General features: G+C 32.4%; 23 protein-coding genes. 11 read left to right on the forward strand and 12 right to left on the reverse strand.

The genetic code is table 11. The features are described from left to right. Window positions 1-58: 58 nt before the first annotated feature. The 8 genes from cdd to HNV10_RS15845 all read left to right on the forward strand — a co-directional run bounded on the left by cdd (window position 59) and on the right by HNV10_RS15845 (window position 8,242). Window positions 59-556, forward strand: a complete 498-nt coding sequence (cdd, locus tag HNV10_RS15810; protein WP_394353365.1) for a cytidine deaminase — start codon at window positions 59-61, stop codon at window positions 554-556. Window positions 557-667: 111 nt separating this feature from the next. After that, complete coding sequence (gene pdhA / locus HNV10_RS15815) at window positions 668-1,669, forward strand: pyruvate dehydrogenase (acetyl-transferring) E1 component subunit alpha (protein ID WP_173302368.1); 1,002 nt, start codon at window positions 668-670, stop codon at window positions 1,667-1,669. A 3-nt stretch (window positions 1,670-1,672) separates the two neighbouring features. Further along, window positions 1,673-3,292 carry a pyruvate dehydrogenase complex dihydrolipoamide acetyltransferase gene (locus tag HNV10_RS15820; protein WP_173302369.1) on the forward strand — a complete coding sequence of 540 codons (1,620 nt, stop codon included), beginning with the start codon at window positions 1,673-1,675 and terminating at the stop codon, window positions 3,290-3,292. Window positions 3,293-3,395: 103 nt separating this feature from the next. After that, window positions 3,396-4,361 (forward strand): M28 family metallopeptidase, encoded by a 966-nt coding sequence (locus HNV10_RS15825; protein ID WP_173302370.1) that lies wholly within the window; start codon window positions 3,396-3,398, stop codon window positions 4,359-4,361. Further along, window positions 4,354-5,037: an SDR family NAD(P)-dependent oxidoreductase gene (locus HNV10_RS15830; protein ID WP_173302371.1), complete on the forward strand. Its 684-nt coding sequence runs from the start codon at window positions 4,354-4,356 to the stop codon at window positions 5,035-5,037. The genes HNV10_RS15825 and HNV10_RS15830 overlap by 8 nt, the downstream gene beginning before the upstream one ends. 9 nt (window positions 5,038-5,046) lie before the next feature. Beyond that, window positions 5,047-5,643 (forward strand): SprT-like domain-containing protein, encoded by a 597-nt coding sequence (locus HNV10_RS15835; protein ID WP_173302372.1) that lies wholly within the window; start codon window positions 5,047-5,049, stop codon window positions 5,641-5,643. An 11-nt stretch (window positions 5,644-5,654) separates the two neighbouring features. Then, window positions 5,655-6,743 (forward strand): mannose-1-phosphate guanylyltransferase, encoded by a 1,089-nt coding sequence (locus HNV10_RS15840; RefSeq protein ID WP_173302373.1) that lies wholly within the window; start codon window positions 5,655-5,657, stop codon window positions 6,741-6,743. A 5-nt stretch (window positions 6,744-6,748) separates the two neighbouring features. After that, window positions 6,749-8,242 (forward strand): DUF389 domain-containing protein, encoded by a 1,494-nt coding sequence (locus HNV10_RS15845; RefSeq protein ID WP_173302374.1) that lies wholly within the window; start codon window positions 6,749-6,751, stop codon window positions 8,240-8,242. On the opposite strand, the gene HNV10_RS15850 is transcribed toward HNV10_RS15845, so the two are convergent. Together HNV10_RS15850 and HNV10_RS15855 are read right to left on the reverse strand one after the other, a co-directional pair. Beyond that, window positions 8,239-9,006 carry an ABC transporter ATP-binding protein gene (locus HNV10_RS15850; protein ID WP_173302375.1) on the reverse strand — a complete coding sequence of 256 codons (768 nt, stop codon included), beginning with the start codon at window positions 9,004-9,006 and terminating at the stop codon, window positions 8,239-8,241. The genes HNV10_RS15845 and HNV10_RS15850 overlap by 4 nt on opposite strands. Before the next feature lie 2 nt (window positions 9,007-9,008). Continuing rightward, on the reverse strand, window positions 9,009-9,758 hold the full coding sequence (locus HNV10_RS15855) for an MlaE family ABC transporter permease (protein ID WP_173302376.1): 750 nt from the start codon (window positions 9,756-9,758) through the stop codon (window positions 9,009-9,011). A 190-nt stretch (window positions 9,759-9,948) separates the two neighbouring features. Here HNV10_RS15855 and pafA point away from each other — a divergent pair, with 190 nt between their 5' ends. Both pafA and HNV10_RS15865 read left to right on the forward strand, forming a co-directional pair. Beyond that, window positions 9,949-11,628, forward strand: a complete 1,680-nt coding sequence (gene pafA / locus HNV10_RS15860) for an alkaline phosphatase PafA (RefSeq protein ID WP_173302377.1) — start codon at window positions 9,949-9,951, stop codon at window positions 11,626-11,628. Between the two features lie 10 nt (window positions 11,629-11,638). Next, a complete protein-coding gene (locus HNV10_RS15865; RefSeq protein WP_173302378.1) occupies window positions 11,639-12,445 on the forward strand; it encodes a DNA/RNA non-specific endonuclease in 807 nt (268 codons plus the stop codon). 20 nt (window positions 12,446-12,465) lie between these two features. Here the strand turns inward: HNV10_RS15865 and HNV10_RS15870 are convergent, their stop codons facing one another. The 4 genes from HNV10_RS15870 to gcvP form a co-directional block, all read right to left on the reverse strand. Further along, window positions 12,466-13,314 carry a glycosyltransferase family 2 protein gene (locus HNV10_RS15870; RefSeq protein WP_173302379.1) on the reverse strand — a complete coding sequence of 283 codons (849 nt, stop codon included), beginning with the start codon at window positions 13,312-13,314 and terminating at the stop codon, window positions 12,466-12,468. A gap of 24 nt (window positions 13,315-13,338) precedes the next feature. Beyond that, a complete protein-coding gene (locus HNV10_RS15875) occupies window positions 13,339-13,860 on the reverse strand; it encodes a class I SAM-dependent methyltransferase (protein WP_173302380.1) in 522 nt (173 codons plus the stop codon). Window positions 13,861-13,892: 32 nt separating this feature from the next. Then, window positions 13,893-14,951, reverse strand: a complete 1,059-nt coding sequence (locus HNV10_RS15880) for a 3-oxoacyl-ACP synthase III family protein (RefSeq protein WP_173302381.1) — start codon at window positions 14,949-14,951, stop codon at window positions 13,893-13,895. A gap of 159 nt (window positions 14,952-15,110) precedes the next feature. Then, a complete protein-coding gene (gene gcvP / locus HNV10_RS15885) occupies window positions 15,111-17,960 on the reverse strand; it encodes an aminomethyl-transferring glycine dehydrogenase (protein WP_173302382.1) in 2,850 nt (949 codons plus the stop codon). Window positions 17,961-18,081: 121 nt separating this feature from the next. On the opposite strand from gcvP, the gene HNV10_RS15890 reads away from it, so the two are divergent. Further along, on the forward strand, window positions 18,082-18,918 hold the full coding sequence (locus tag HNV10_RS15890; RefSeq protein ID WP_173302383.1) for a hypothetical protein: 837 nt from the start codon (window positions 18,082-18,084) through the stop codon (window positions 18,916-18,918). On the opposite strand, the gene HNV10_RS15895 is transcribed toward HNV10_RS15890, so the two are convergent. The 6 genes from HNV10_RS15895 to HNV10_RS15920 form a co-directional block, all read right to left on the reverse strand. Continuing rightward, complete coding sequence (locus tag HNV10_RS15895) at window positions 18,892-19,158, reverse strand: hypothetical protein (protein ID WP_173302384.1); 267 nt, start codon at window positions 19,156-19,158, stop codon at window positions 18,892-18,894. The genes HNV10_RS15890 and HNV10_RS15895 overlap by 27 nt on opposite strands. A 39-nt stretch (window positions 19,159-19,197) precedes the next feature. Next, on the reverse strand, window positions 19,198-19,752 hold the full coding sequence (locus tag HNV10_RS15900; RefSeq protein ID WP_173302385.1) for a sigma-70 family RNA polymerase sigma factor: 555 nt from the start codon (window positions 19,750-19,752) through the stop codon (window positions 19,198-19,200). 73 nt (window positions 19,753-19,825) lie between these two features. Continuing rightward, window positions 19,826-20,521, reverse strand: coding sequence for a YqjF family protein (locus tag HNV10_RS15905; protein WP_173302386.1), 696 nt, complete (start codon window positions 20,519-20,521; stop codon window positions 19,826-19,828). 6 nt (window positions 20,522-20,527) lie between these two features. Continuing rightward, on the reverse strand, window positions 20,528-21,427 hold the full coding sequence (locus tag HNV10_RS15910; protein WP_173302387.1) for a TIGR01777 family oxidoreductase: 900 nt from the start codon (window positions 21,425-21,427) through the stop codon (window positions 20,528-20,530). A gap of 1 nt (window position 21,428) precedes the next feature. Further along, on the reverse strand, window positions 21,429-22,250 hold the full coding sequence (locus tag HNV10_RS15915; protein ID WP_173302388.1) for a DCC1-like thiol-disulfide oxidoreductase family protein: 822 nt from the start codon (window positions 22,248-22,250) through the stop codon (window positions 21,429-21,431). Window positions 22,251-22,312: 62 nt separating this feature from the next. Next, window positions 22,313-22,816, reverse strand: coding sequence for a GbsR/MarR family transcriptional regulator (locus HNV10_RS15920; protein WP_173302389.1), 504 nt, complete (start codon window positions 22,814-22,816; stop codon window positions 22,313-22,315). Window positions 22,817-22,872 lie beyond the last annotated feature (56 nt).

The following is a 22,872-nucleotide window of genomic DNA, read 5'->3' on the forward strand; positions in this document are numbered from 1 at the left end:
TAAATTAATTTAGTAAAAAAAACTATTGTTAAAAAAGCAATAGTTTTTTTGTCTACATATAAATGATAAACTTATGAAGGAAGTAAAAATAGAAACTACATTAGAGGTTTATGAAGATTTCAATGAGCTTCCTAAAGCCATTCAAAGTTTAATGAATTCGGCAATTGCAGCTAGAGATAACGCATATGCGCCTTATTCAAAATTTAATGTAGGTGCAGCTATCTTATTAGATAATAATGAAATTGTTATAGGTAGTAATCAAGAAAATGCCTGTTTTCCTTCGGGTTTATGCGCAGAACGTACAGCAATATTTTATGCAGGAGCAAAATATCCTAATGCCAAAATGTTAAAAATGGCAATTACGGCATCTTCTCAAAGTCAGGTTACAGATCAACCAATTCCTCCATGTGGAGCTTGTAGGCAATCCATTGCTGAGTACGAAATAAAACAAGATTCAGCTATAGAAATTTATTTTATGGGAGTAAAGGGAAAGGTTGTAAAATCAGAATCACTTGCAAATTTATTACCACTTCTTTTTGAAAGTTCAGTTTTATAGATATTTTGTTGCATAAATTTCAGTAATTTCTCTTTTTTTTACGATATACTGTTTCTTCATTATTTTCTAAAGTGTTACTTTTGCTATTCTATTTAAAGAACTAATCGAGAAATGCAAAAAATAACTAAAGAGGTTTACCTAAAGTGGTACGAGGACATGATGTTCTGGCGAAAGTTTGAAGACAAACTTGCCGCAGTTTATATTCAACAAAAGGTTAGAGGTTTCCTTCATTTATACAATGGACAAGAAGCTGTTTTAGCAGGTGCTTTACATGCTATGGATTTAACTAAAGACAAAATGATAACGGCTTACCGTAATCACGTACAACCAATCGGAATGGGAGTTGACCCAAAACGTGTTATGGCAGAATTATTCGGAAAAGCAACAGGAACATCTCAAGGTCTTGGTGGTTCTATGCATATTTTCTCTAAAGAATTTGGTTTTTATGGTGGTCATGGTATTGTCGGAGGTCAAATTCCTTTAGGTGCAGGTATTGCATTTGGTGATAAGTATCACGGTAGCGATGCTGTAACTATATGTTGTTTTGGTGACGGAGCTTCTAGACAAGGTTCGCTGCATGAAACTTTTAATTTAGCAATGCTTTGGAATTTACCAGTTGTTTTCGTTTGTGAAAACAATGGTTATGCTATGGGAACATCAGTAGCACGTACGGCAAATCATACAGATATCTGGAAGTTAGGTTTAGGTTATGAAATGCCTTCTGGGCCTGTTGATGGAATGAATCCTATTAAAGTAGCAGAAGCTTTTGATGAAGCTATTCAGCGTGCAAGAAAAGGTGGAGGACCATCTTTCTTAGAAGTGAAAACGTATCGTTATAGAGGTCATTCAATGTCTGATGCACAGCATTACAGAACAAAAGATGAAGTAGAGGAGTACAAGAAAATTGATCCTATTACTCAGGTCAAAGACATTATTCTCGAAAAGAAATACGCAACAGTAGAAGACTTAAAAGCTATTGATAAAGATGTTAAGAAGCGTGTTGCTGAATGTGAGAAATTCGCAGACGAATCTCCATATCCAGATAAGAACGTAATGTATGATGTTGTTTATGAGCAAGAAGATTACCCATTTATAGACCATAAAATAAAATAAGCTATGGCAGAAATAATTAATATGCCGCGTTTGAGCGACACCATGGAAGAAGGTACAGTTGCCGCGTGGTTAAAAAAGGTAGGTGACAAAGTTGAAGAAGGTGATATTTTAGCAGAAATTGAAACTGATAAAGCAACAATGGAGTTTGAGTCTTTTAACGAAGGAACTCTACTTCATATAGGTATACAAGAAGGTGAAACAGCAAAAGTAGATACACTTTTAGCTATTATAGGAGATGAAGGAGAAGATATTTCTAGCTATTTAAATGGAAGTGCTGAGGTTGAAAAATCAGATGCTACGCCAGAAGTTAAAGATGAATCTCAAGATATTTCTGATGTAGATTTCGATTCTAAACAAGAATTACCAGAAGGTGTAATAGTTGTTACTATGCCACGTTTAAGTGATACAATGGAAGAAGGAACCGTTGCTACTTGGTTGAAAAAAGTTGGTGACGAAGTTGAAGAAGGTGATATTTTAGCAGAAATTGAGACGGATAAGGCTACAATGGAATTTGAATCTTTCCAATCAGGTACTTTATTACATATAGGTCTTAATGAAGGCGAAACTGCAAAAGTAGATTCGTTATTAGCTATTATTGGCCCAAAAGGAACGGATGTTTCTAGTGTTGCTAAGAATTTCACAGTAGCTGGAGGCGAAACAAAAGAAGCTCCAAAAGTTGAAGCTAAAAAAGAAGCTCCAAAAGCAGAACCTAAAAAAGAAGAAGTAAAGAAAGTAGCACCTAAAACGGTTACTACTACATCAACTTCAGGACGTGTTTTTGCTTCTCCATTGGCTAAAAAGATGGCAGATGAAAAAGGAATTAATTTATCTCAAGTAAATGGTTCTGGAGAAAATGGAAGAATTGTAAAACGCGATATCGAAAACTTTACACCTGCAGCACAATCTGCTTCAGTTGGTAAATTTGTACCAACAGGACAAGAAGATTTTGATGAAGTACCAAATTCTAACATGCGTAAAGCTATTGCAAAAAACTTAGCTAAATCTAAATTTACTGCGCCACATTATTACTTAAATGTTGAGTTTGACATGGAGAATGCAATTGCTTTTAGAAAGCAATATAACTCTGTTCCAGACACAAAAATTTCGTACAATGATATCGTAGTTAAAGCTTGTGCTTTAGCATTAAAAGAACACCCTCAAGTAAACTCACAGTGGTTTGATGATAGAATGCAATTAAATAACCATGTACACATTGGTGTTGCCGTTGCTGTACCAGATGGTTTATTGGTGCCAGTAGTTAAGTTTGCGAATGAGCAAAGTTTAACACAGATAGGAGCTGCAGTTAGAGATTTTGCTGGTAAAGCGAGAAATAAAAAGCTAGCTTTAGACGAAATGGAAGGTAGTACATTTACAATTTCTAATCTAGGAATGTTTGGTATTGACAGTTTTACTTCTATTATCAATCAGCCTAATTCAGCAATTTTATCGGTAGGAAATATTGTTGAAAAACCAGTGGTTAAAGATGGGCAAATTGTTGTAGGTAATACTATGAAATTATGTTTAGCATGCGATCATAGAACTGTAGATGGAGCAACAGGAGCTCAATTTCTTCAAACATTAAAAGGATATATTGAAAATCCTGTGACCATGTTGGTATCATAAATTATAATTCTGAACGGGTTTCAGAATCTAAATAATATAATCCTGATTTGATGAATTTCGAATCAGGATTTTTTTATCTTTAAAATCAAAAATCTTATTTTCAATGAAACAATTAGGTTCAATATTTTTAATAGCATTAGTTTTTTTATGTTCTTGTCGTAATAATTCAGCAATTTCAGAACCGGTTATTGTAAAACCTAAAATTACAGAAGATGCTATTAAAACAAGTATGAACTATTTAGCATCGGATAAATTACAGGGACGAGCAACAGGAAGTGAAGGCATTGAAAAAGCAGCAGTTTTCATAGAAAATTATTTAAAGACTAATAATATTCAACCTTATTTTAAAACCTATAGAGATTCATTTAAAGTAAATGATATAGATGGTTATAATATTGTGGGTATGGTTGAAGGTAATGACCCTCTACTGAAGGATGAATTTATTATTCTAGGAGGTCATTACGATCATATAGGTAAAGGTAAAGTTATAGAAGGTGATTCTATTGCTAATGGAGCTAACGATGACGCATCTGGTACAATAGCAGCAATGGAATTTGGTAAATATTTTGCGCAAACAAAAACGAATAAACGTAGTATTTTAATAACGCTCTACGATGCGGAAGAAATGGGATTAAAGGGTTCAGAACATTTAGCAGAACGTCTTAAAAATAAAGGTGTTAAAGCTTATACAATGCTAAATTTTGAAATGATTGGTGTGGCAAGAGCAAAAGACCAACCCATGGCATATATGAGTGGTTTTGAACGTTCTAATTTTGCGGAAACCTTAAATAAATACGCAGGAGAAGAAGTTATTGGTTTTTTCCCTAAAGCAAAAGATTTTAAACTGTTTATGAGGTCTGATAATTATCCGTTTTTTAATGAACTTAATATTCCTGCGCATGCCATATCTACCTTCGATTTTACAAATTTTGATTACTATCATCACGTAGATGATGAAGCAGATAAAATGGATTATAAACATATGGTTAATTTTATAGAAAAAATGATTCCAGCGTTAGAAGGGATGATGAATGCACCAACTAAAGAAGTCGTATTAAAAGATGAGTAAAAATATAATAATAACAGGTACAAGTAGAGGTATAGGTTTTGAGCTCGTTCACCTTTTTGCCAACCAAGGCCATAATGTTTTAGCATTATCACGTAATGCAAAACCAGTAAGAAATCTTCATTTTGATAATATATCGTCGTTTGCGTTTGATTTATGTAATGAAGAGGATTATCAAAAAGTAACGGATTTTATTAAAGAAGAATGGAAACATGTTGATATTTTAATTAATAATGCAGGTGCTATAATTAACAAGCCATTTGCTGAAACAACGTTTCAAGATTTTACAAAAGTGTATCAAACCAATGTATTTGGTGTATCTGAATTAACCAGAACCGTATTGCCTTTTCTAAAAAGCGATGGTCATGTGGTTACAATTAGTTCAATGGGAGGTATTCAAGGCAGTATGAAATTTCCTGGTTTATCCGCATACAGTTCTAGTAAAGGTGCCGTAATTACTTTAGTTGAATTATTAGCAGAAGAGTACAAAGAAACAGGGCCTCAGTTTAATGTTTTAGCATTAGGAGCAGTGCAAACCGAAATGTTAGAAGAAGCATTTCCTGGTTACAAAGCACCAACTACAGCCAAAGAAATGGCAGAATATATTCAGAATTTTGCCTTAACAGGAAACAAGTATTACAACGGTAAAGTGTTACAAGTTTCTAATTCTACACCATAATTTATTTTAATGCAAAAACAGTTTTTAGAATTTATTCCTTCATTAGCAAAACCAATGGTATTAGAGCTTTTGTCTAATGATAATTTGTTGGTAAAAGTTAAAAATGAACGCAAAACAAGACATGGAGATTATAGAGCCTTGCCCAATGGAAAGCATCAGATTACGGTTAATTCTAATTTAAATAATTATAGATTTTTAATTACCTTAATTCATGAAATTGCCCATTTTGAAGCGTATAAGAATTATGGAAGGCGTATTAAACCGCATGGAAAAGAGTGGAAACAAACGTTTCAGCATTTAATGTTGCCGTTTTTACGTCCCGAAATTTTCCCTTTAGAATTATTACCTTTACTAGCTAAACATTTTAAAAACCCAAAAGCTTCTAGCGACACAGATACGCAACTTGCCTTAGCCTTAAAGCAATTCGACGAAAGTAATGACAAGACATATGTATTTGAAGTACCTTTGAATCAAACCTTTAAACTTTACAACGGTAGAGTTTTTAAAAAGGGTAAAAAACTTAGAAAACGATATGAATGTATGGAAGTTAACACAGGTAAATTATATTTGTTTAACCCAAATGCAGAAGTAGAGATTTTAGAATAAAACATAAATTGATGAATAGCAAAAACAAAAATTATTATGCCATATTAATGGCAGGAGGAGTAGGATCAAGATTTTGGCCAGTAAGTACACAAGATTTCCCAAAACAGTTTCATGATATGTTAGGAACAGGTGATACTTTAATCCAAAAAACATTTAACCGTTTAGCAAAATTGATTCCAGAAGAAAACATCTTCATTTTAACTAATGAACGATATAATGATTTAGTTTTTGAGCAATTGCCAAATATTACAAAACGTCAAGTTGTGCTAGAACCTGCAATGAGAAATACAGCACCATGTATATTGTATGCTTCATTAAAAATTCAGAAAGAAAATGAAGATGCAGTGATGATTGTAGCTCCAAGTGATCATTGGATTGAAGATGAACAAGCTTTTTCAAATAACGTAAAAACAGCTTTTGATTATTGTGCATCTAATTCTGCATTAATGACATTAGGTATCACACCAACATTTCCAAATACTGGTTATGGTTATATTGAGTACGATAAATCTGCAACTACAGAGATTAAGTCTGTAAACCAATTTAGAGAAAAACCAGATTACGAAACTGCCAAGACATTTATAGAACAAGGTAATTTTTTATGGAATGCAGGTATTTTTATGTGGAGTGTTAAAACAGTTGTTGCAGCATTTAAAAACAATCAGCCTCAATTGTTTGAATTATTTGAAAAAGGATATAACGTGTATAATACGGAGTTTGAAGATGATTTTATAAAAGAGAATTACCAAAAGGCAGAGAACATATCCGTAGATTATGCACTTATGGAAAAGAGTGATAATGTTTATGTAATTCCTGCCACTTTCGATTGGAATGACCTTGGTACTTGGGGAAGTCTTTATGATAAATTAGATAAGGATGAAAACACTAATGCTATTGTCAATGCTAGAGCTTTAACTGAAGATGCAAGTGGTAACATGATTAGAACTAAAAGAGATAAGATTGTTGTTGTAGATGGATTAAAAGATTACATCATTGTAGATAAAGACGAAGTTTTACTTATCTTTCCTAAAGCAAAAGAACAAGATATTAAAAAAGTACTTCAAAACGTGAAAGCTAATTTTGGAGAAGAATATGGTTAAAAACTATGAGTGACGAACATAAATTCAATTTTTCTGAGGATGAGAATTCTCAGATGACCAATGAGATGAACAAGGAAAATGCTGTTGAAGAAAAGAAAGATGCAGTAAAAAAAGATGCTCAGGGCTTATTTGCAAGCGTAAAAACATTTTTAAAGGAACTACTCGATTTTAGAGAAGATACCGATAGAGATGCAACAATTACAGCCATAAAAGCAGATATTCCTTTTAAGGGTGCAACAGCTTGGATTTTAGTTTGTTCAATTTTTGTAGCATCTGTTGGTCTTAACGCAAATTCTACAGCAGTAGTAATTGGAGCGATGTTAATTTCGCCACTTATGGGTCCTATTTTAGGTGTAGGACTTTCTATAGCAATTAATGATATAGACACTTTAAGAAAGTCGCTTATAAATCTAGCAACAATGATTGTGCTAAGTTTACTAACTGCTTTTTTATTCTTTTGGTTATTTCCGCTAAGTGAAGATACATCAGAGCTAATGGGTAGAGTTAAGCCAGATATTAGAGATGTTCTTATTGCATTTTTTGGTGGTTTAGCCTTAATAATAGCGCGTACCAAAAAAGGCACTATTGCCTCAGTTATTTTTGGTGTTGCTATTGCAACGGCCTTAATGCCTCCTTTGTGTACTGCAGGTTATGGATTAGCAAAGGGAAATTGGACCTACTTTGGTGGAGCCATGTATTTATTTACCATTAATACTATTTTTATTGCTTTAGCGACATTTTTAGTCTTAAAGATATTGCGTTTTCCTATGTTGAAATATGCAAATTCTGCAAAGCGTAAGCGTATATCTAGAATAGCAATGTTAGTTGCTATTGTTGTTATGATTCCGGCAATTTGGACATTTTTAACCGTATTACAAGAAAGCAAATACCAGATAGATTTTAAGAGTTTTGTTGATAATGAAATAAAATCGAACCCTAATTTGTGGTCGCAACGAGAAGACTTGGATATTAAGGCAAAAAAATTAAGTCTTTATTTTAATGGAGATGTAAGTGATGAAATGGTTTCGGCATTGCAAAATGATAAGAATAAGTACGAAAATCTTAAAGAGTTTGAATTAGTAATTAATGCTAATAAAACAAGAAGTGCAGATCGATTAATGGAGTCATTAGATAGAGCTTATGCAGATTTAGACAGAAAGGATAATGTTATTGATGGCTTACAAAAACAGATAGAAGAATTAGAAGCAAATATTTCTAGTTTAAATAAAGTAATAGAAGCTAAGGATACTAATAAGAACTCAGTGTCGTTTAGCTCATTGTCACGTGACGCTAAAATTAAATTTAGTGACTTAGAGTACTTTGGTTACGCTAAAATGTTAGAATCTAAAGATTTTATAAACATTGATACCGTTACGGTTGCGAATGTAAGATGGAAAGTAGCTCTTAATGACAGTATAGTTTTAATTAGAGAGCGCGATTTACAAAAATGGCTTAAGAACGAACTAAAAGTAGATACCGTATTTATAAAGAGAAATTAATTATTCTCTTCAAGATACATTTTTCTTACCTTTCTAAATAAATTAGAAGAATAAACGAAGTTGGTAACAGCTTCGTTTTCTGTTCTAAAGATAGTTTCACTAGAACCTTCCCATTCTAATAATCCATCTTTTAGAAATACAATTTTTTCGCCTATTTCCATTACAGAATTCATGTCGTGTGTATTAACAACCGTTGTAATATTAAATTCATCTGTGATTTCTTGAATTAAATTATCTATTACAATGGCAGTTCTTGGATCTAGTCCAGAATTAGGTTCATCACAAAATAAAAATTTTGGTCTGTTTACAATTGCTCTTGCAATCGCAACTCGTTTTTGCATTCCACCAGAAGCTTCACTCGGCATTTTGCTGTGTGCGTTCTCTAAGTTTACCCGTTTTAAAACTTCATTAACTCTATCTTCCATTTCGGTTTTACTTTGTTTAGTAAACATGCGTAATGGAAACATTACATTTTCTGCAATAGTCATAGAATCAAAAAGGGCACTACCTTGAAAAACCATTCCCATTTCTGAGCGTAAGTTGGTTTTTTCATTTCTAGATAATTCATTAAAGTTTTTACCTTCATAAGAAATAGAACCTTCTTCATATTCAAATAAACCAAGTAAACATTTTAAGAATACCGTTTTACCAGAGCCACTTTGACCAATAATTAGATTCGTTTTTCCCTTTTCAAAAGACGTTGTTATACCTTTTAAAATATGAACATCTCCAAACGATTTATGTAAATTTTTAACTTCTATCATAATTATCCAAGTAAAAGACTGGTTAGTAAAAAGTTGACTAAAATAATCATAACACTTGTCCATACAAATGAAGTGGTACTAGCTTTACCAACTTCTAAAGCGCCACCTTTCATAAAATAACCATAATAAGAAGGGATTGTAGCCAATAAAAATGCAAAAACAAAAGTTTTTATAAAGGCATAAATAAAATGAAAAGGAATAAAATCTAACTGCACACCTTCTATATAATCTTCCATAGTTCCGTAACCTCCGTAAACGCAGGCCATTAAGCCACCTAATATTCCTAAAAACATGGCAATAGAGATTACAAACGGATAAAGTGTTAAGGCTATAAATTTAGGGAAAACCAGATAATTTATTCCGTTAATACCCATAACCTCTAAGGCATCTATTTGCTCTGTAACACGCATAGTGCCGATACTAGATGTTATAAAAGAACCAACTTTACCAGCCATAATGATGGAAATAAATGTTGGTGCAAATTCTAAAATAATAGATTGTCTTGTTGCAAAACCTACTAAATATTTTGGCATAATAGGGCTCGTCATATTCAAGGATGTTTGTATGGCAACAACGCCTCCAACAAAAAATGAAATAAAAGCAACAATACCAATAGAACCAATAATAAGATCATCAATATCTTTAAGGATTAATGGCTTCATCACAGACCATTTTGTTGGTCTACGAAAAATATCCTTAATCATTATAAAATATGTACCTATGTTTTGAAGGTATGTAATGGGATTTTTCATTAATGCTAAAGTATAAAAAATGATTAGCAATTGAGCATATTCAGATTTTTTTCATGCATAAAAATGAATAATTGTAAACAGCATGAAGTAAATATTAATTATAAAATTAATCACATGAAATTGCTGTAAATTAAAATTAAGATAACATAAAAATCGTATTTTTGATATTCAATTTAAAGTCGTATTTCTAATGAAAAATATCTTCACATTATTCGGAATTTTATTTTTGTTTTTTTCTTGTGGTTCTCCAAAAAGTGCTGTTGATGTAAAAACAGAATCTATAGTAAAAACAGAAAAAGTTACAACCAATTCAAAACCAAAACTTGTTGTTGGTATTGTTGTAGATCAAATGCGTTACGATTATTTAACACGCTTCGATTCTAAATTTGGTGAAGGAGGTTTTAAACGGATGATGAGCGAAGGGTTTAATTGTAAAAATAATCACTTTAATTACGTGCCAACATATACAGGTCCTGGTCATGCTTCTATTTACACTGGTACAACGCCAAAATATCATGGTATTATAGGTAATAATTTCTATGATAAAGAGACTAAAGAAATGGTGTATTGCGCTGGTGATGATACTGTAAATTCAATAGGAACAACAGATGATGCTGGCAAAATGTCTACGCATAGAATGCAGACCACTACTTTTGGAGATGAAAATAGATTGTTTACGCAAATGCAAGGCAAAACCATTGGTGTTTCTTTAAAGGATAGAGGTGCAATTTTACCAGCAGGTCATACCGCAAATGCAGCTTATTGGTTTCATGGTAAAGATGAAGGTGTTTGGATAACAAGTTCATTTTATTTGAAAAAACTACCACAATGGGTTAGTGATTTTAACATGTCAGAAAGTGCAGAATCTTACCTAAAAGAATGGAATACTGTTTACGATATATCAACTTATACAGAAAGTGGTTCTGATGAAAATAGCTTTGAAGGCGGTTTTAAAGGAAAAGAAAAAGCAACCTTTCCTTATGATTTAAAAGCCTTAAGTAAAGATAATAGAGGATTTGATATTTTAAAAGCAACACCTTATGGTAATAGTTTAACTGCAGATTTTGCAATGGCAGCTATTAAAGGTGAGAATCTTGGTAAAGATGATATTACAGATGTTTTGGCCGTTAGTTTTTCTTCTACAGATTATGTAGGTCATAACTTTGGTGTAAACTCTAAAGAAATTGAAGATACATATATTCGTTTAGATAAGGATTTAGAGCGCTTTTTTAATTATTTGGATGCTACTGTAGGTAAAGGAGAGTACACGGTGTTTTTAACTGCTGATCATGGTGCTGTAGATGTACCTGCTTATTTGCAGTCTGTTAATGTGCCAGCTGGTTATGTAGATAATAAGGATAGAAAAGAAAAGTTTAATGCCTTTTTAATTGAAACTTATGGTACTAAGGATATTGTAGAAAATATAAGTAACAATCAGATATTTTTAGATAGAGCTAAAGTAAAGTCTTTAGGATTAAATCTTTTTGATGTTCAAAATGCAATAGCAATGGAACAATTAACATATAAAAATGTTTCTAAAGTGTATACAGCAAATGCAATGAGTAGTACAAGTTTTTCTACAGGAGTAGAGGAGTTATTACAAAATGGTTTTAACCAAAAACGTTCTGGAGATGTAATATTGGTAAATGAACCTGCTTTTATTTCTTATGGAAAAACTGGTTCTACCCACGGAAGTGCTTTAAATTACGATACCCACGTGCCTTTATTACTCTTTGGTAAAGGAATTAAACAGGGCGAAACGTTTACAAAAACGGTAATTACAGATATTGCACCAACAATGTCAGCATTGTTAGGGATTAGTTTTCCTAATGGAGCTATAGGTCAGCCTTTAAGTATTGTTATTGATTAAAAATTAAAGATTGAAAAGAAAACCAATATTCACCATAATTGCTATCATCATAGCTATTGCAATTTATAGCTACGACTACTATCTTAATGCTGAAGAAAAGTCAGAAATAGTAACAGAAGGGCAAACGGTTAAAAATAATACCAACGAATATTATTTGCCAACAAGTACAACCAATCAGGTAGTTCATCATCAGAATTATTCATTGTCTTATAGCGAGCCACATGAACAAGCAGAATGGGTTGCGTATGAGCTAAAAGCATCGCATCTCAGTTCTACAAACCACAAAAGACCATATTTTGAAATTGATGATGCCGTAAAAACAGGAGCTGCTCATTGGCGTAATTATAAAAAATCGGGTTACGACAAAGGACATTTATGTCCTGCTGGAGACCGAAGGTTTACAAAAACCGCGCACGACGAAACGTTTTTAACAAGTAATATAAGTCCACAAGAGCATCAGTTTAACGCAGGTGTTTGGAATAGATTAGAGCAGAAAGTAAGGTATTGGGCAAAAAAGAATGATGGGATTTTTGTGGTTACAGGAGGTGTTTTGTCTGGTAAGCTTAAAACTATTGGGACAGAAGATGTTTCCGTACCTAATCAATTTTATAAAGTCATTTTAGATAATACTAACGGAAGAATTAAGATGTTAGCTTTTTTAATGGATCATGAAGATTCAAATTTACCATTATATAAATTTGTCGTTTCTGTGGATGAGGTTGAGCGTTTAACAGGAATTGATTTCTTCCCAGAATTAGAGGATGGTATTGAAAACAAATTAGAAGCGTCCAGTAATTATAAAAGCTGGAGTTTTTAATAAAATAGCTATGCCTTTTTTTAACTAAATTTAGACTTAATGCCTTTCCAGCGTAAATCTCTTATAAATTTTCCTTCAGCTTTAGAAACTAAATAGTCTACTTTATTAGATTGGGCTTTAAAATAACCAGTCATATAATCTTTAAATAGTTGAAAGCTTTTTTTCTTATAAGCCAATTTTAAAGCTGAAATTAGGGTAATCCAAAAACCATAACGCATTTTATACATCGCTTCACCTTGAAGATATTTGGAGGCTTTGTTATAAGATTGCCCAGTTGGTTTTAAATGTTTTACATGAAGCGATTCATCTGTAAGGATTTCCCAACCATGGTATTTTGCCAAGAGTTCGTCAACGGTATCCCAACCCATTGATGGCTTTAATTGCCCAATTTGATTAAAGCATTCTTTTCTATATGCTTTAAGAGCACCTCTAATATGTTCTTTATTGGTAAGGTTTTCTAAAAGCCAAGCGTTGTCTTTTTCGATATAACAAAATCCTGAAGCCATACCAAGTTTAGGCTTAGTTTTAAAATGATTAGATATTGTTTCAAGATAATTAACAGGAAAAATAAGATCGGCGTCAAATTTACAGATGATGTTATAATTGTCATCGAGTGTTGATAGGCCTTTATTAAATGCCTTAATGATTTTTGAGCCAGGTAAATGTTTATTTGATGATGTAGTATTTATAACAGAAATAAAATTATGTTTTGAAGCATAATTAGAACATATATTATATGTACGGTCTGTTGAATTATCATTCACAATAACAACTCTCTTAGGCAGTAAAGTTTGATTAACTAAGGAGTCTAAGGTTTTGCCAATGTATTGATCTTCATTATGAGCCGGAATGATAATGTAAAAGTTCAATATTGAAAATATATTTGTTTAAAGTTAAGCTCTTTCTGCATAAACAATATAATAACGTGGTGTAAAACGTCTTAAAATAGGTCTTAGTCCCAATTTATTAACTGGGTTTGTCCATTTTTGTCGGTCTTTAATAACCCATCCAGTTTTCTCTAAAAGCCAGTCGAGTTGCCAATCTTCAAACTCATGGTAATGTCTATCCCATTTATCTGTTTTGCTTCTGTAAGCTGAAGCAAACCATAATTTCAATGGTACACTTATAACTATTTTGTTAGCTTTAATTGATTTTAAAACTTCATAAGGAGATAGAAGGTGTTCAAAAATTTCGAAAGCTGTAACCACAGTGGCTTTAGAATTTTTAATTTTAGAAGTGTCTTCATCCAAATCTTCACCAGTTGTGTTTTCTACAGAATAACCTTTAGAAAGCATAATCTCCGAAAATGGATTTTTAACGCCTAAATCTAATATATAGTCTTTAGTGTTTATATGTTTCTGTAAAAACTGAAGTGTAAGTTTAAACCGCTTATTTGGATATGTTTTTTCGTACATTTATTTACGGTAGTTTACACGTAGCATCTTAATTAAACCTGATATAAGATTGCATTAATATTCATACCTGCACCAACACTCGCAAACATAATAATATCACCTTTGTTTATTTCCTGACCTTCTAGTTGGCCTTTTAAGATTAAATCATATAACGTAGGAACTGTCGCTACACTAGAATTACCTAGTAGATTTATAGACATTGGCATAATGCCTTCTGGCATTTTCATTTTATGAAGTCTATAGAATCGTTGCACTATAGCTTCATCCATTTTTTCGTTAGCCTGATGAATTAAAATCTTTTTAATATCAGAAATGTCTTTACCACTCTTATCTAAACACGTTTTTAAAGCTTTGGGAACGTTGGTAAGTGCAAATTCATAAATTTTGCGACCATACATTTTTATGTAACGTCGTTGGTCGTTTATTTCTGGATTATTTGTTTCACCAAAAAATATGTAATGCGCTTCATCTAGAGCGTAAGTTGCTGAGGTGTGTGCTAAAATTCCACCGTCTTCATCATTTTCTTCAACAATTACAGCTCCAGCACCATCACTGTAAATCATAGAATCTCTATCATGTGGATCAATAACTCTAGATAGCGTTTCAGAACCTATAACTAAACATCGCTTAGCAATACCAGAAGCTATAAATGCTTTAGCCTGAATTACACCTTCAATCCAACCAGGACAGCCAAAAAGCAAATCGTATCCAACACATTGTGGATTTTCAATTTTAAGTAAATGCTTCACACGAGAAGCAATACTAGGAACCGTATCACTTTGTTGACAGTTATTTTTGAGGTCACCATAGTTGTGAGCAACAATGATATAATCGATACTTTCTTTATCAATTTTTGCATCTTCTATAGCCTTTTTGGCAGCAAAAGAAGCAATGTCAGAATTTACTAATTCTTTCGTTATATATCGACGCTCTTCAATGCCAGTTATGGCCTTAAATTTTTCTACAATAACTTCGTTAGGATTGTTAATTGCTGAACCATCAGCATTTAGAAATTGATGATTGTAAAAATCTTCATTCTTTTCGATTTTGCTTGGGATATAGCTTCCTGTCCCTATAATTCTAATCGCCATTTTAATGTCATTTCTGTATTACGAAGTTAACTAATATTAAAGGTTTTATGTTGTTTTAAGTTTTAAAGCTTTAATTTTTGAGAATATCGTAATTATTATTGTTTATATTTTGAAATACACAAAAAGACGAGGGGTTTTGTGCATTAAAAATCAGTGTTATTAGGCATCTATGTAATCTTCTATTGGCGCACAGCTACAAATTAAATTTCGATCACCATAAGCATCATCAACACGCCTTACGCTAGGCCAAAATTTATTGTCTCGTACAAAGTCTAAAGGAAATGCTGCTGCTTCTCTTGAATAAGGTAATAACCACTCATCAGAAGTTAACATCTCTAACGTATGAGGTGCGTTTTTTAGTGTGTTATTAGGCTCTTCTTTTGATGAAGCATCTATTTCTTTTCTTATAGAAATCATGGCATCACAAAAACGGTCCATTTCCGCTTTGCTTTCACTTTCTGTTGGTTCTATCATCATTGTTCCTGCTACAGGAAAAGATACTGTTGGTGCATGAAAACCGTAATCCATTAAACGTTTGGCGATGTCCGTAACTTCTATACCTTTGGCTTTAAAATCTCGACAGTCAATAATCATCTCGTGTGCTGCTCTACCGTTTTCTCCAGAATATAAAGTAGGATATGAACCTTCTAAACGTTCTTTAATGTAGTTTGCATTAAGTATTGCTATTTCAGTGGCTTTTTTAAGACCTCTATAACCTAACATTTTTATATAGCCATAAGAAATAAGACAAACTAAAGACGAACCAAAAGGTGCACCAGAAATTGCTGAAATGGCTTGGTGCCCTCCTGTTTTTACAATTGGATTTCCAGGTAAGAAAGGAACTAGTTGTTCTGCAACACAGATTGGGCCAACACCTGGTCCACCACCTCCATGAGGTATTGCAAATGTTTTGTGTAAATTAAGGTGACAAACATCCGCGCCAATGTTTCCTGGATTTGTTAAGCCTACTTGCGCATTCATATTGGCACCATCCATATATACTTGTCCACCGTTATCATGAATAATTTGAGTAATTTCTTTAATCGCAGATTCATAAACACCATGCGTAGAAGGATACGTAACCATTAAGGCTGAAAGATTATCTTTATGCAATTCAGCTTTTTCTCTTAAATCTTCTACATCTATATTTCCGTTTTCTGAAGCTTTAGTCACTACGACTTTCATACCAGCCATTACAGCACTTGCTGGGTTTGTACCATGTGCAGACGATGGAATTAAACAAATATTTCTATGATGGTCTCCACGAGATTCATGATATGCTTTTATAACCATTAAACCTGCAAATTCACCCTGAGCACCAGAGTTTGGTTGTAATGATGTGGCAGCAAAACCTGTAATTTCAGATAATTGATGTTCTAATTCATTGAGCATTAATTTATACCCAATAGGTTGGTCTACTGGTACAAATGGATGAATATTTCCCCAACCACTCCAACTTAGTGGTAACATTTCTGATGCTGCATTTAATTTCATGGTACAAGAGCCAAGTGAAATCATGGAATGGTTTAATGCCAAATCTTTACGCTCTAAACGTTTTATATAACGCATTAATTCAGTTTCAGAATGATAGGTGTTAAAAACATCGACCGTTAAAAAGTCTGATTGACGTTTTAAGTGGTCTGGAATGGTTTTAACAGTAGAAAGTGATTCAATTTTATCTGTATTTTGTCCTGTTACGGTTTCAAAAATTGAAATAATTTCATTTAAGTCTGAAATGTTTGTGGTTTCGTTTAATGAAATTGTAACTGTATTGGTGTCTGGATAATGAAAATTAACTTCACTTTTTTCCGCTTCGTATTTTACTTTAACAGCATCGGCTTTAATCTGAAGCGTGTCAAAATAATGTGTATTTACTTGTTCTAAGCCTAAGTTTTCTAAGGCTTTTGCTAAAGTAGAGGTAGTGTTTTTAACTTTATCTGCAATAAAAGTTAAGCCATCTGGTCCGTGATATACAGCATACATGCCTGCCATAACAGCTAGTAATACTTGAGCCGTACAGATATTAGATGTCGCTTTGTCTCTTTTAATGTGTTGCTCGCGTGTTTGTAATGCCATACGCAAGGCTCTGTTACCATTAGTGTCTTTTGTTACGCCAATAATTCTACCAGGTACATCGCGTTTGTAAGCTTCTTTAGTGGCAAAATATGCAGCATGTGGTCCACCATAACCCATTGGGATTCCAAAACGTTGTGTGGTACCAACAACAACATCTGCACCAAATTTACCAGGTGCTTCAAGTTTTACTAAACTTAAGATATCTGCTGCTACGGCTACTTTTATGTTTTTAGCATTAGCTTTTTCTATAAATGATTTAATGTCTGTAATCTGACCATTTTTTCCTGGATATTGTAATAATGCACCAAAATATTCTTCAGATAATTTATATTCTGCTTCGTTACCAATGACCAATTCAATGCCAATAGGGTTTGCTCTTGTTTCTAGTAAAGCAATAGTTTGCGGTAAAACTAAATCTGAAACAAAGAATTTATTAACGTTAGTCTTCTTTTGGCTACGTTCTCTAACAGCAAATAATAAAGACATGGCTTCGGCAGCTGCAGTACTTTCGTCTAAGAGTGATGCGTTAGCAATTTCCATACCTGTTAAATCTATGATCATGGTTTGGAAATTCAGTAGTGCTTCTAATCTACCTTGTGCAATCTCAGCTTGGTAAGGTGTGTAAGCTGTATACCAACCTGGATTTTCTAAAATATTACGCTGAATTACAGCTGGTAAATTAGTAGGATGATAGCCAAGACCAATATAAGATTTATAAACTTTATTGAGTTGCGATAATTTATATATATGGCTTAAATACTCTTGCTCACTCATTGCGACGTCAAGATTTAAGTCGTTTTCTAAGCGTATATTTGCTGGTATCGTTTCAGAAACTAATTGTTCTAAGCTGTCAGCACCAATAGTGTCTAACATTGCTTTTTGTTCTTTAGAATTTGGGCCAATATGTCTGAGTGCAAAAGAAGTCGTATCCATTATAAAATAAATAGTTTATTGTGTTTTGCAAAAGTAAAGATTTAAGCGCATTTTTAAGAAATGGTAAGTTAAAGTTTTTAACCGAAAACATAGTTTATTAACACAATCCGTAATTTTGTTTATGCAAATTTTAAAACGCATTTTTAATTTTTATATTAATAGCAGTATCCATGTTGCATTTGCAGCTACAGCTCTAACTTGGGTGACATATTTACAGCTTGATTTTGCGTATAATAAAGATCTTCTTTGTTTTGTGTTTTTTGCAACTATTACAGGCTATAATTTTGTAAAATATTTTGGATTGGCTAAATTCCATCATCGTAGCTTAGCGGTTTGGTTAAGGGTGGTTCAAATATTTTCCCTTTTGGCATTTTTGGCCATGGGTTATTTTGCTTTTTACCTCGACATAGTAACGCTTATAATTATTGGTGCCTTGGGACTGATTACTTTTTTTTATGCTATTCCTATAATGATACCACAAAATTTTTTAATGGATAGTCATAAAAATCTACGACAAATTGGAGGATTAAAAGTTTACGTTATTGCTATGGTTTGGGCCTTTACTTCGGTGTTTTTACCAGTAATAAATAATAAAATGTCACTTAATGCCGATGTTGTGATTATGGTAATACAGAGGTTTTATTTTGTATTAGTTTTAATGTTACCATTTGAAATTAGAGATTTAATTTATGATAGCTTAAAGTTAGCAACCATTCCACAAAAAATTGGCATAAAAAAAACCAAGATTATTGGTGTTTTACTTTTGATGCTATTTGTGTTGTTAGATTATTTTAAAGATGAATTGACTGATAAAATATTGTTTTCTACAATTACAATTGCTTTAATTACACTTGTTTTATTACTGTTTTCTAATAAAAACCAGGCTAAATACTATAGTGCGTTTTGGGTGGAGAGTTTACCCATTGTGTGGTTAATTATTTTGTTGTTGCTTGGCTAATTCTTCTTTAAATTGATTTTCAATTTTTTTGCGTTCCTCAGCTTTTAAGCATTTTACGTCTGCTTTTTCTAAACTCTCTGTAAGTTTAGTGTTTTTAACAGAATAGCTCTTTGTAATATGGCAATACGCCAAACGTATGTTTAATTTAAAGCGTTCCCAAGAAGAAGCTTCTCCATATTGTGCTTTATCACAAATATGTTGAGCTTCATCACAGCTAATAAATAGAAAACTTTTTTTCATTCTTTTTAAACCTTTCAATTACAAAGGATTTGTTATTATTTAAAACCAATTTTCTTCCATGCAATCTGCTAGTGCAGTTCTGGCTCTATGGATAATTACCCAAAGATTAGACGCAGTAATATCTAATTCATTACAAATAGTTTCTGTATCGTATCCTAAAATGGTTTTCATTTTAAAAACATCAGCTTGTTTTTCTGGTAATTTATCTAGACAGTCGTATATAGCATCTCCTAGTTCAGAATTAACCATGGAATCTTCAGCAGTTTTATCAAAAGGGTCTGCTACACGTTCTTCTAGCCAATCACCTCCATCTTCCTCACTGTTTATATAACCCATTCTCACTTCGGCTTTGCCTTTGTTAGAATTTATTTTTCGATAATAATCAATGATTTTACGTTTTAAAATTGAAATCAGCCAAGTTCGTTCGCTTGCTTCACCCTTAAAATTAGCCATAGATTTTAGTCCTGCTAAAAAGGTCTCAGAAATTAAATCTTGTGCGACTTCTCTATCATTTACTCGTGTAATCGTGTAATTGAAGAGGTAATCTGAATAAAGTTTTACCCAATTATTTGGGTCTATTTGATGCTTGGGCATTGTTCAATTTCATTGCTACGTCAAAAATAGTTTAAAAAATTTGAAAATTCAGAAATTCTTTCAAATCTAACTATTACGTTATGTTTCTTTTGTTCTTTACTGAAACCGCTGAGCCTTTTGCTAAAATTACTGAAGATGGATTTAGAGTTTGAAGAATTTTAAAACGTTCACCATAATTAGTTTCAAAATTAATATTGATATCAACATCGATAACTCTTAATTGTTGCCAAGTTGGATGTACCACTTCATACTCAAAGGTGTTATTTTTGTGTTTGGTGTATCCAAAATAATGTTCTGTAATAAATTGTTCTTCTGTGTTTTCCTTAATGGTTGAGGTGTGTTTTTCTGTTTTAACTGAAAAAGATTGCCATTGTTGGTTGAGTTTCCATTGGTATTGAAATTCATTGTGCTTCTCACTTTCTAGCCAGCGATGTTTCATTTTATTTGTTTGGTAATGCTCGTGATAAATTGAATTTGCCACCAAAGTGATTAGAGGTTTTGGTACAATTTCTTTTATAAAAACTACACCTCTTTTGTTGTTATGTTTTACATAGAATCTTAGATTGACTTCTTCAAAATTAATATGGTAGGGAAGTTTAAAGCCTAAAACTCGTGTGTTTTTAAACATAAAACCAACTATACTAACATAGTATTTTCCATGAAAACTGTCTAGTTGCGTTCCTTTGGGTACAAAAGGCTTTAAAATGTTTGGGTCAATTTGGTAGTTAATGAGAATTAGGTTTTCCCAATAGGCTGATAAGAATGTCATATAATACTATTTTAATAAGTTTTGTAACGCAATTTTAATGTCTGTATGTGAGAATTGGAAACCATTTTTAACCAATCGTTCTGGTATTACATTTCTGCTTTTTAAGACTAATTCAGGTTCTGTTCCGATAAGTCTAGCTCCTAGTTTTATTAGCCATTTTGGATGATTGATTCCAAACGGAACGTTCATTACATTTCTTAAAGATTTCATTAAAGTTTTATTGTTTGTTGGTTTTGGTACCGCAAGATTAAAGTTTCCTTTAAGGTCTTTATGTTCAATAAGAAACTCTATTGCTCTGGCAAAATCGGTTTCATGAATCCAACTGACTTTTTGATTTCCAGATCCCTGTTTTCCACCTAAACCAAATTGAACTAGTTTTTTTAAAGGTTCAGTAGCTCCTCCATGTTTACCCATTACAATTGATGTTCTTAAGGATATTTTTCTAGTTTTAGGATTGATTATAGAAAAAAAGGCTTTTTCCCATGATTTGGCGATATTCATTGAGAAATCATCACCAATTTCTCCAAATTTTTCGGTCATTTCTTTATTTGTGGAATCTCTATAGATAGTCGCGGTAGAAGAATTGAACCATGTTTTCGGTGGACATTCACAAAGATTAATGGCTAAGCCTAAAACATGCGTAGAATCTACACGTGAATCATGAATTAATTTTTTGTTAGCCTCTGTATATCTACAATCTACAGATTTGCCTGTAAGGTTTATTAGAATATCTGCGCCTTCAAGTGCGTTAATCCATTTGTCTAACCCATTTGCATTCCAATAGATATGATTTGGTTGTGTTGGCTTTCGGGTTAAGATTTTTATACGATATCTTTTTTTAGAAAAATACGATTCTAAAACCTGACCTAAAAATCCGGTGCCACCTGCTATAATTATAGTTTTCATATTATAAAAATAAAATTAGAAGTAAAACGAGTAGTCGATACAATATCCAAGTTGCTGTTAATACCATTGGTAATTCTAACAGCTTAATACGTTTTATATGTTCAAATAACATAATCATTACCGTGAGCCCGAACCAAAAGAGTAGTACTAGTTCTGGTATGTCAATCATTGAGTTTAGAATTAATACAGGAATTAAAATTAAGCTTCCCATTAAAGAAATGGTCATTAAATTACCGAAGTAATTGAGTTGTTTTTCAAACTTTAATTTTGAAATAAATAAAAATTGAAATCCAATTTGCCCTAAAGCCATTAGGTATTCTCTATAAATATTAGATTCGGGAATGATATTTAATAATTTACCGAATTTGAAGAGAACTATACTCGTTATCAGTGTTGCAAACAAAATGTAAATGTATCTGTATTTGTAGTTGAAATCTGGCACACATTGTAGTGTTTGCGTTTGGTCTTCTTTACTCGGAATTATGACTTTTCTATTATAAGATATAAAAGAATACAACTTTTTTAATCCGAATTTAATAGGTTTTAAATTTCCTATTTTTTCCACCCATGGCATTGAATTACCGATGACTTTTAGTAAACTATCAATACCATATATTACGGTTTTGTTTTTGTTGTCAAAAAGGGCAATTTCGTTTGTGGCACGCTTTAAGTCGATAAAGTTTTGCTCTTCGTAGGTTAAATCACAATAGGCTTTTCTACCATTATTATCTAGCATTTTTGCTTTTATAAATCCACTTGTATAGACGTTACATAATGGACAATCTTTATCGTATAGTAGGGTTTGGTTTGGTAGTGTTTTCATAATTTTTATTTATTTTAAACTTTCAGAAAAAATTGAAAGTTTGATTTAAAAAAATAGATTAACTATTTCATCAGTTTTAAAACTGACTTAGTTAACCAATTTTGCTTTTGATTTACCATTTTATTCATTAATGTATCTAAATCTAAAGTAAGTTGATGTAAGGCTTTTGTTTGTTTAATAAGTTCCTTTGATTTTTCTGTACCATCATCTTTTATAGAGGAAACGTCTTCTAAAACTTTAATAACCGGTCTTATTTCTCTTCTACTTCGTTCTTTAGCTACAATACGCGCCAATTCTTGTACGTCTTTTTCGGTAGTGAAAAATTCTTTTCTTTCGCCAGAAACTAATACTTTTGTTACAATTCCCCAATCCATAAGCTGTCTTAAATTCATGCTGGTATTGCCACGAGAAATTTTAAGTTCTTCCATTATGTCTTCCATAGACAACGGTTTTGTAGAAATAAATAGTAACGCTTGTATCTGTGCCATGGCTTTGTTTATGCCCCAAAGTGAGCCTAAACTTCCCCAAGTACTAATAAATTTTTCTTTTGCTTCTAAATATTCCATACAGCAAATATATAATAATTTTTAAACTTTCAGTAATTATTGAAAGTTTATTTGTG

Origin of the sequence: Winogradskyella litoriviva (assembly GCF_013249065.1) — a bacterium.
In the GTDB taxonomy this organism is placed as follows: Bacteria; Bacteroidota; Bacteroidia; order Flavobacteriales; family Flavobacteriaceae; genus Winogradskyella; species Winogradskyella litoriviva.

Excerpts from the sequence above, each read along its gene's own strand:
- pdhA (WP_173302368.1), top strand. The coding sequence starts at position 668 with ATGCAAAAAATAACTAAAGAGGTTTACCTAAAGTGGTACGAGGACATG.
- HNV10_RS15820 (WP_173302369.1), top strand. The coding sequence starts at position 1,673 with ATGGCAGAAATAATTAATATGCCGCGTTTGAGCGACACCATGGAAGAA.
- HNV10_RS15825 (WP_173302370.1), top strand. The coding sequence starts at position 3,396 with ATGAAACAATTAGGTTCAATATTTTTAATAGCATTAGTTTTTTTATGT.
- HNV10_RS15830 (WP_173302371.1), top strand. The coding sequence starts at position 4,354 with ATGAGTAAAAATATAATAATAACAGGTACAAGTAGAGGTATAGGTTTT.
- HNV10_RS15835 (WP_173302372.1), top strand. The coding sequence starts at position 5,047 with ATGCAAAAACAGTTTTTAGAATTTATTCCTTCATTAGCAAAACCAATG.
- HNV10_RS15840 (WP_173302373.1), top strand. The coding sequence starts at position 5,655 with ATGAATAGCAAAAACAAAAATTATTATGCCATATTAATGGCAGGAGGA.
- HNV10_RS15845 (WP_173302374.1), top strand. The coding sequence starts at position 6,749 with ATGAGTGACGAACATAAATTCAATTTTTCTGAGGATGAGAATTCTCAG.
- HNV10_RS15850 (WP_173302375.1), bottom strand. The coding sequence starts at position 9,006 with ATGATAGAAGTTAAAAATTTACATAAATCGTTTGGAGATGTTCATATT.
- HNV10_RS15855 (WP_173302376.1), bottom strand. The coding sequence starts at position 9,758 with ATGAAAAATCCCATTACATACCTTCAAAACATAGGTACATATTTTATA.
- pafA (WP_173302377.1), top strand. The coding sequence starts at position 9,949 with ATGAAAAATATCTTCACATTATTCGGAATTTTATTTTTGTTTTTTTCT.
- HNV10_RS15875 (WP_173302380.1), bottom strand. The coding sequence starts at position 13,860 with ATGTACGAAAAAACATATCCAAATAAGCGGTTTAAACTTACACTTCAG.
- HNV10_RS15880 (WP_173302381.1), bottom strand. The coding sequence starts at position 14,951 with ATGGCGATTAGAATTATAGGGACAGGAAGCTATATCCCAAGCAAAATC.
- gcvP (WP_173302382.1), bottom strand. The coding sequence starts at position 17,960 with ATGGATACGACTTCTTTTGCACTCAGACATATTGGCCCAAATTCTAAA.
- HNV10_RS15890 (WP_173302383.1), top strand. The coding sequence starts at position 18,082 with ATGCAAATTTTAAAACGCATTTTTAATTTTTATATTAATAGCAGTATC.
- HNV10_RS15895 (WP_173302384.1), bottom strand. The coding sequence starts at position 19,158 with ATGAAAAAAAGTTTTCTATTTATTAGCTGTGATGAAGCTCAACATATT.
- HNV10_RS15900 (WP_173302385.1), bottom strand. The coding sequence starts at position 19,752 with ATGCCCAAGCATCAAATAGACCCAAATAATTGGGTAAAACTTTATTCA.
- HNV10_RS15905 (WP_173302386.1), bottom strand. The coding sequence starts at position 20,521 with ATGACATTCTTATCAGCCTATTGGGAAAACCTAATTCTCATTAACTAC.
- HNV10_RS15910 (WP_173302387.1), bottom strand. The coding sequence starts at position 21,427 with ATGAAAACTATAATTATAGCAGGTGGCACCGGATTTTTAGGTCAGGTT.
- HNV10_RS15915 (WP_173302388.1), bottom strand. The coding sequence starts at position 22,250 with ATGAAAACACTACCAAACCAAACCCTACTATACGATAAAGATTGTCCA.
- HNV10_RS15920 (WP_173302389.1), bottom strand. The coding sequence starts at position 22,816 with ATGGAATATTTAGAAGCAAAAGAAAAATTTATTAGTACTTGGGGAAGT.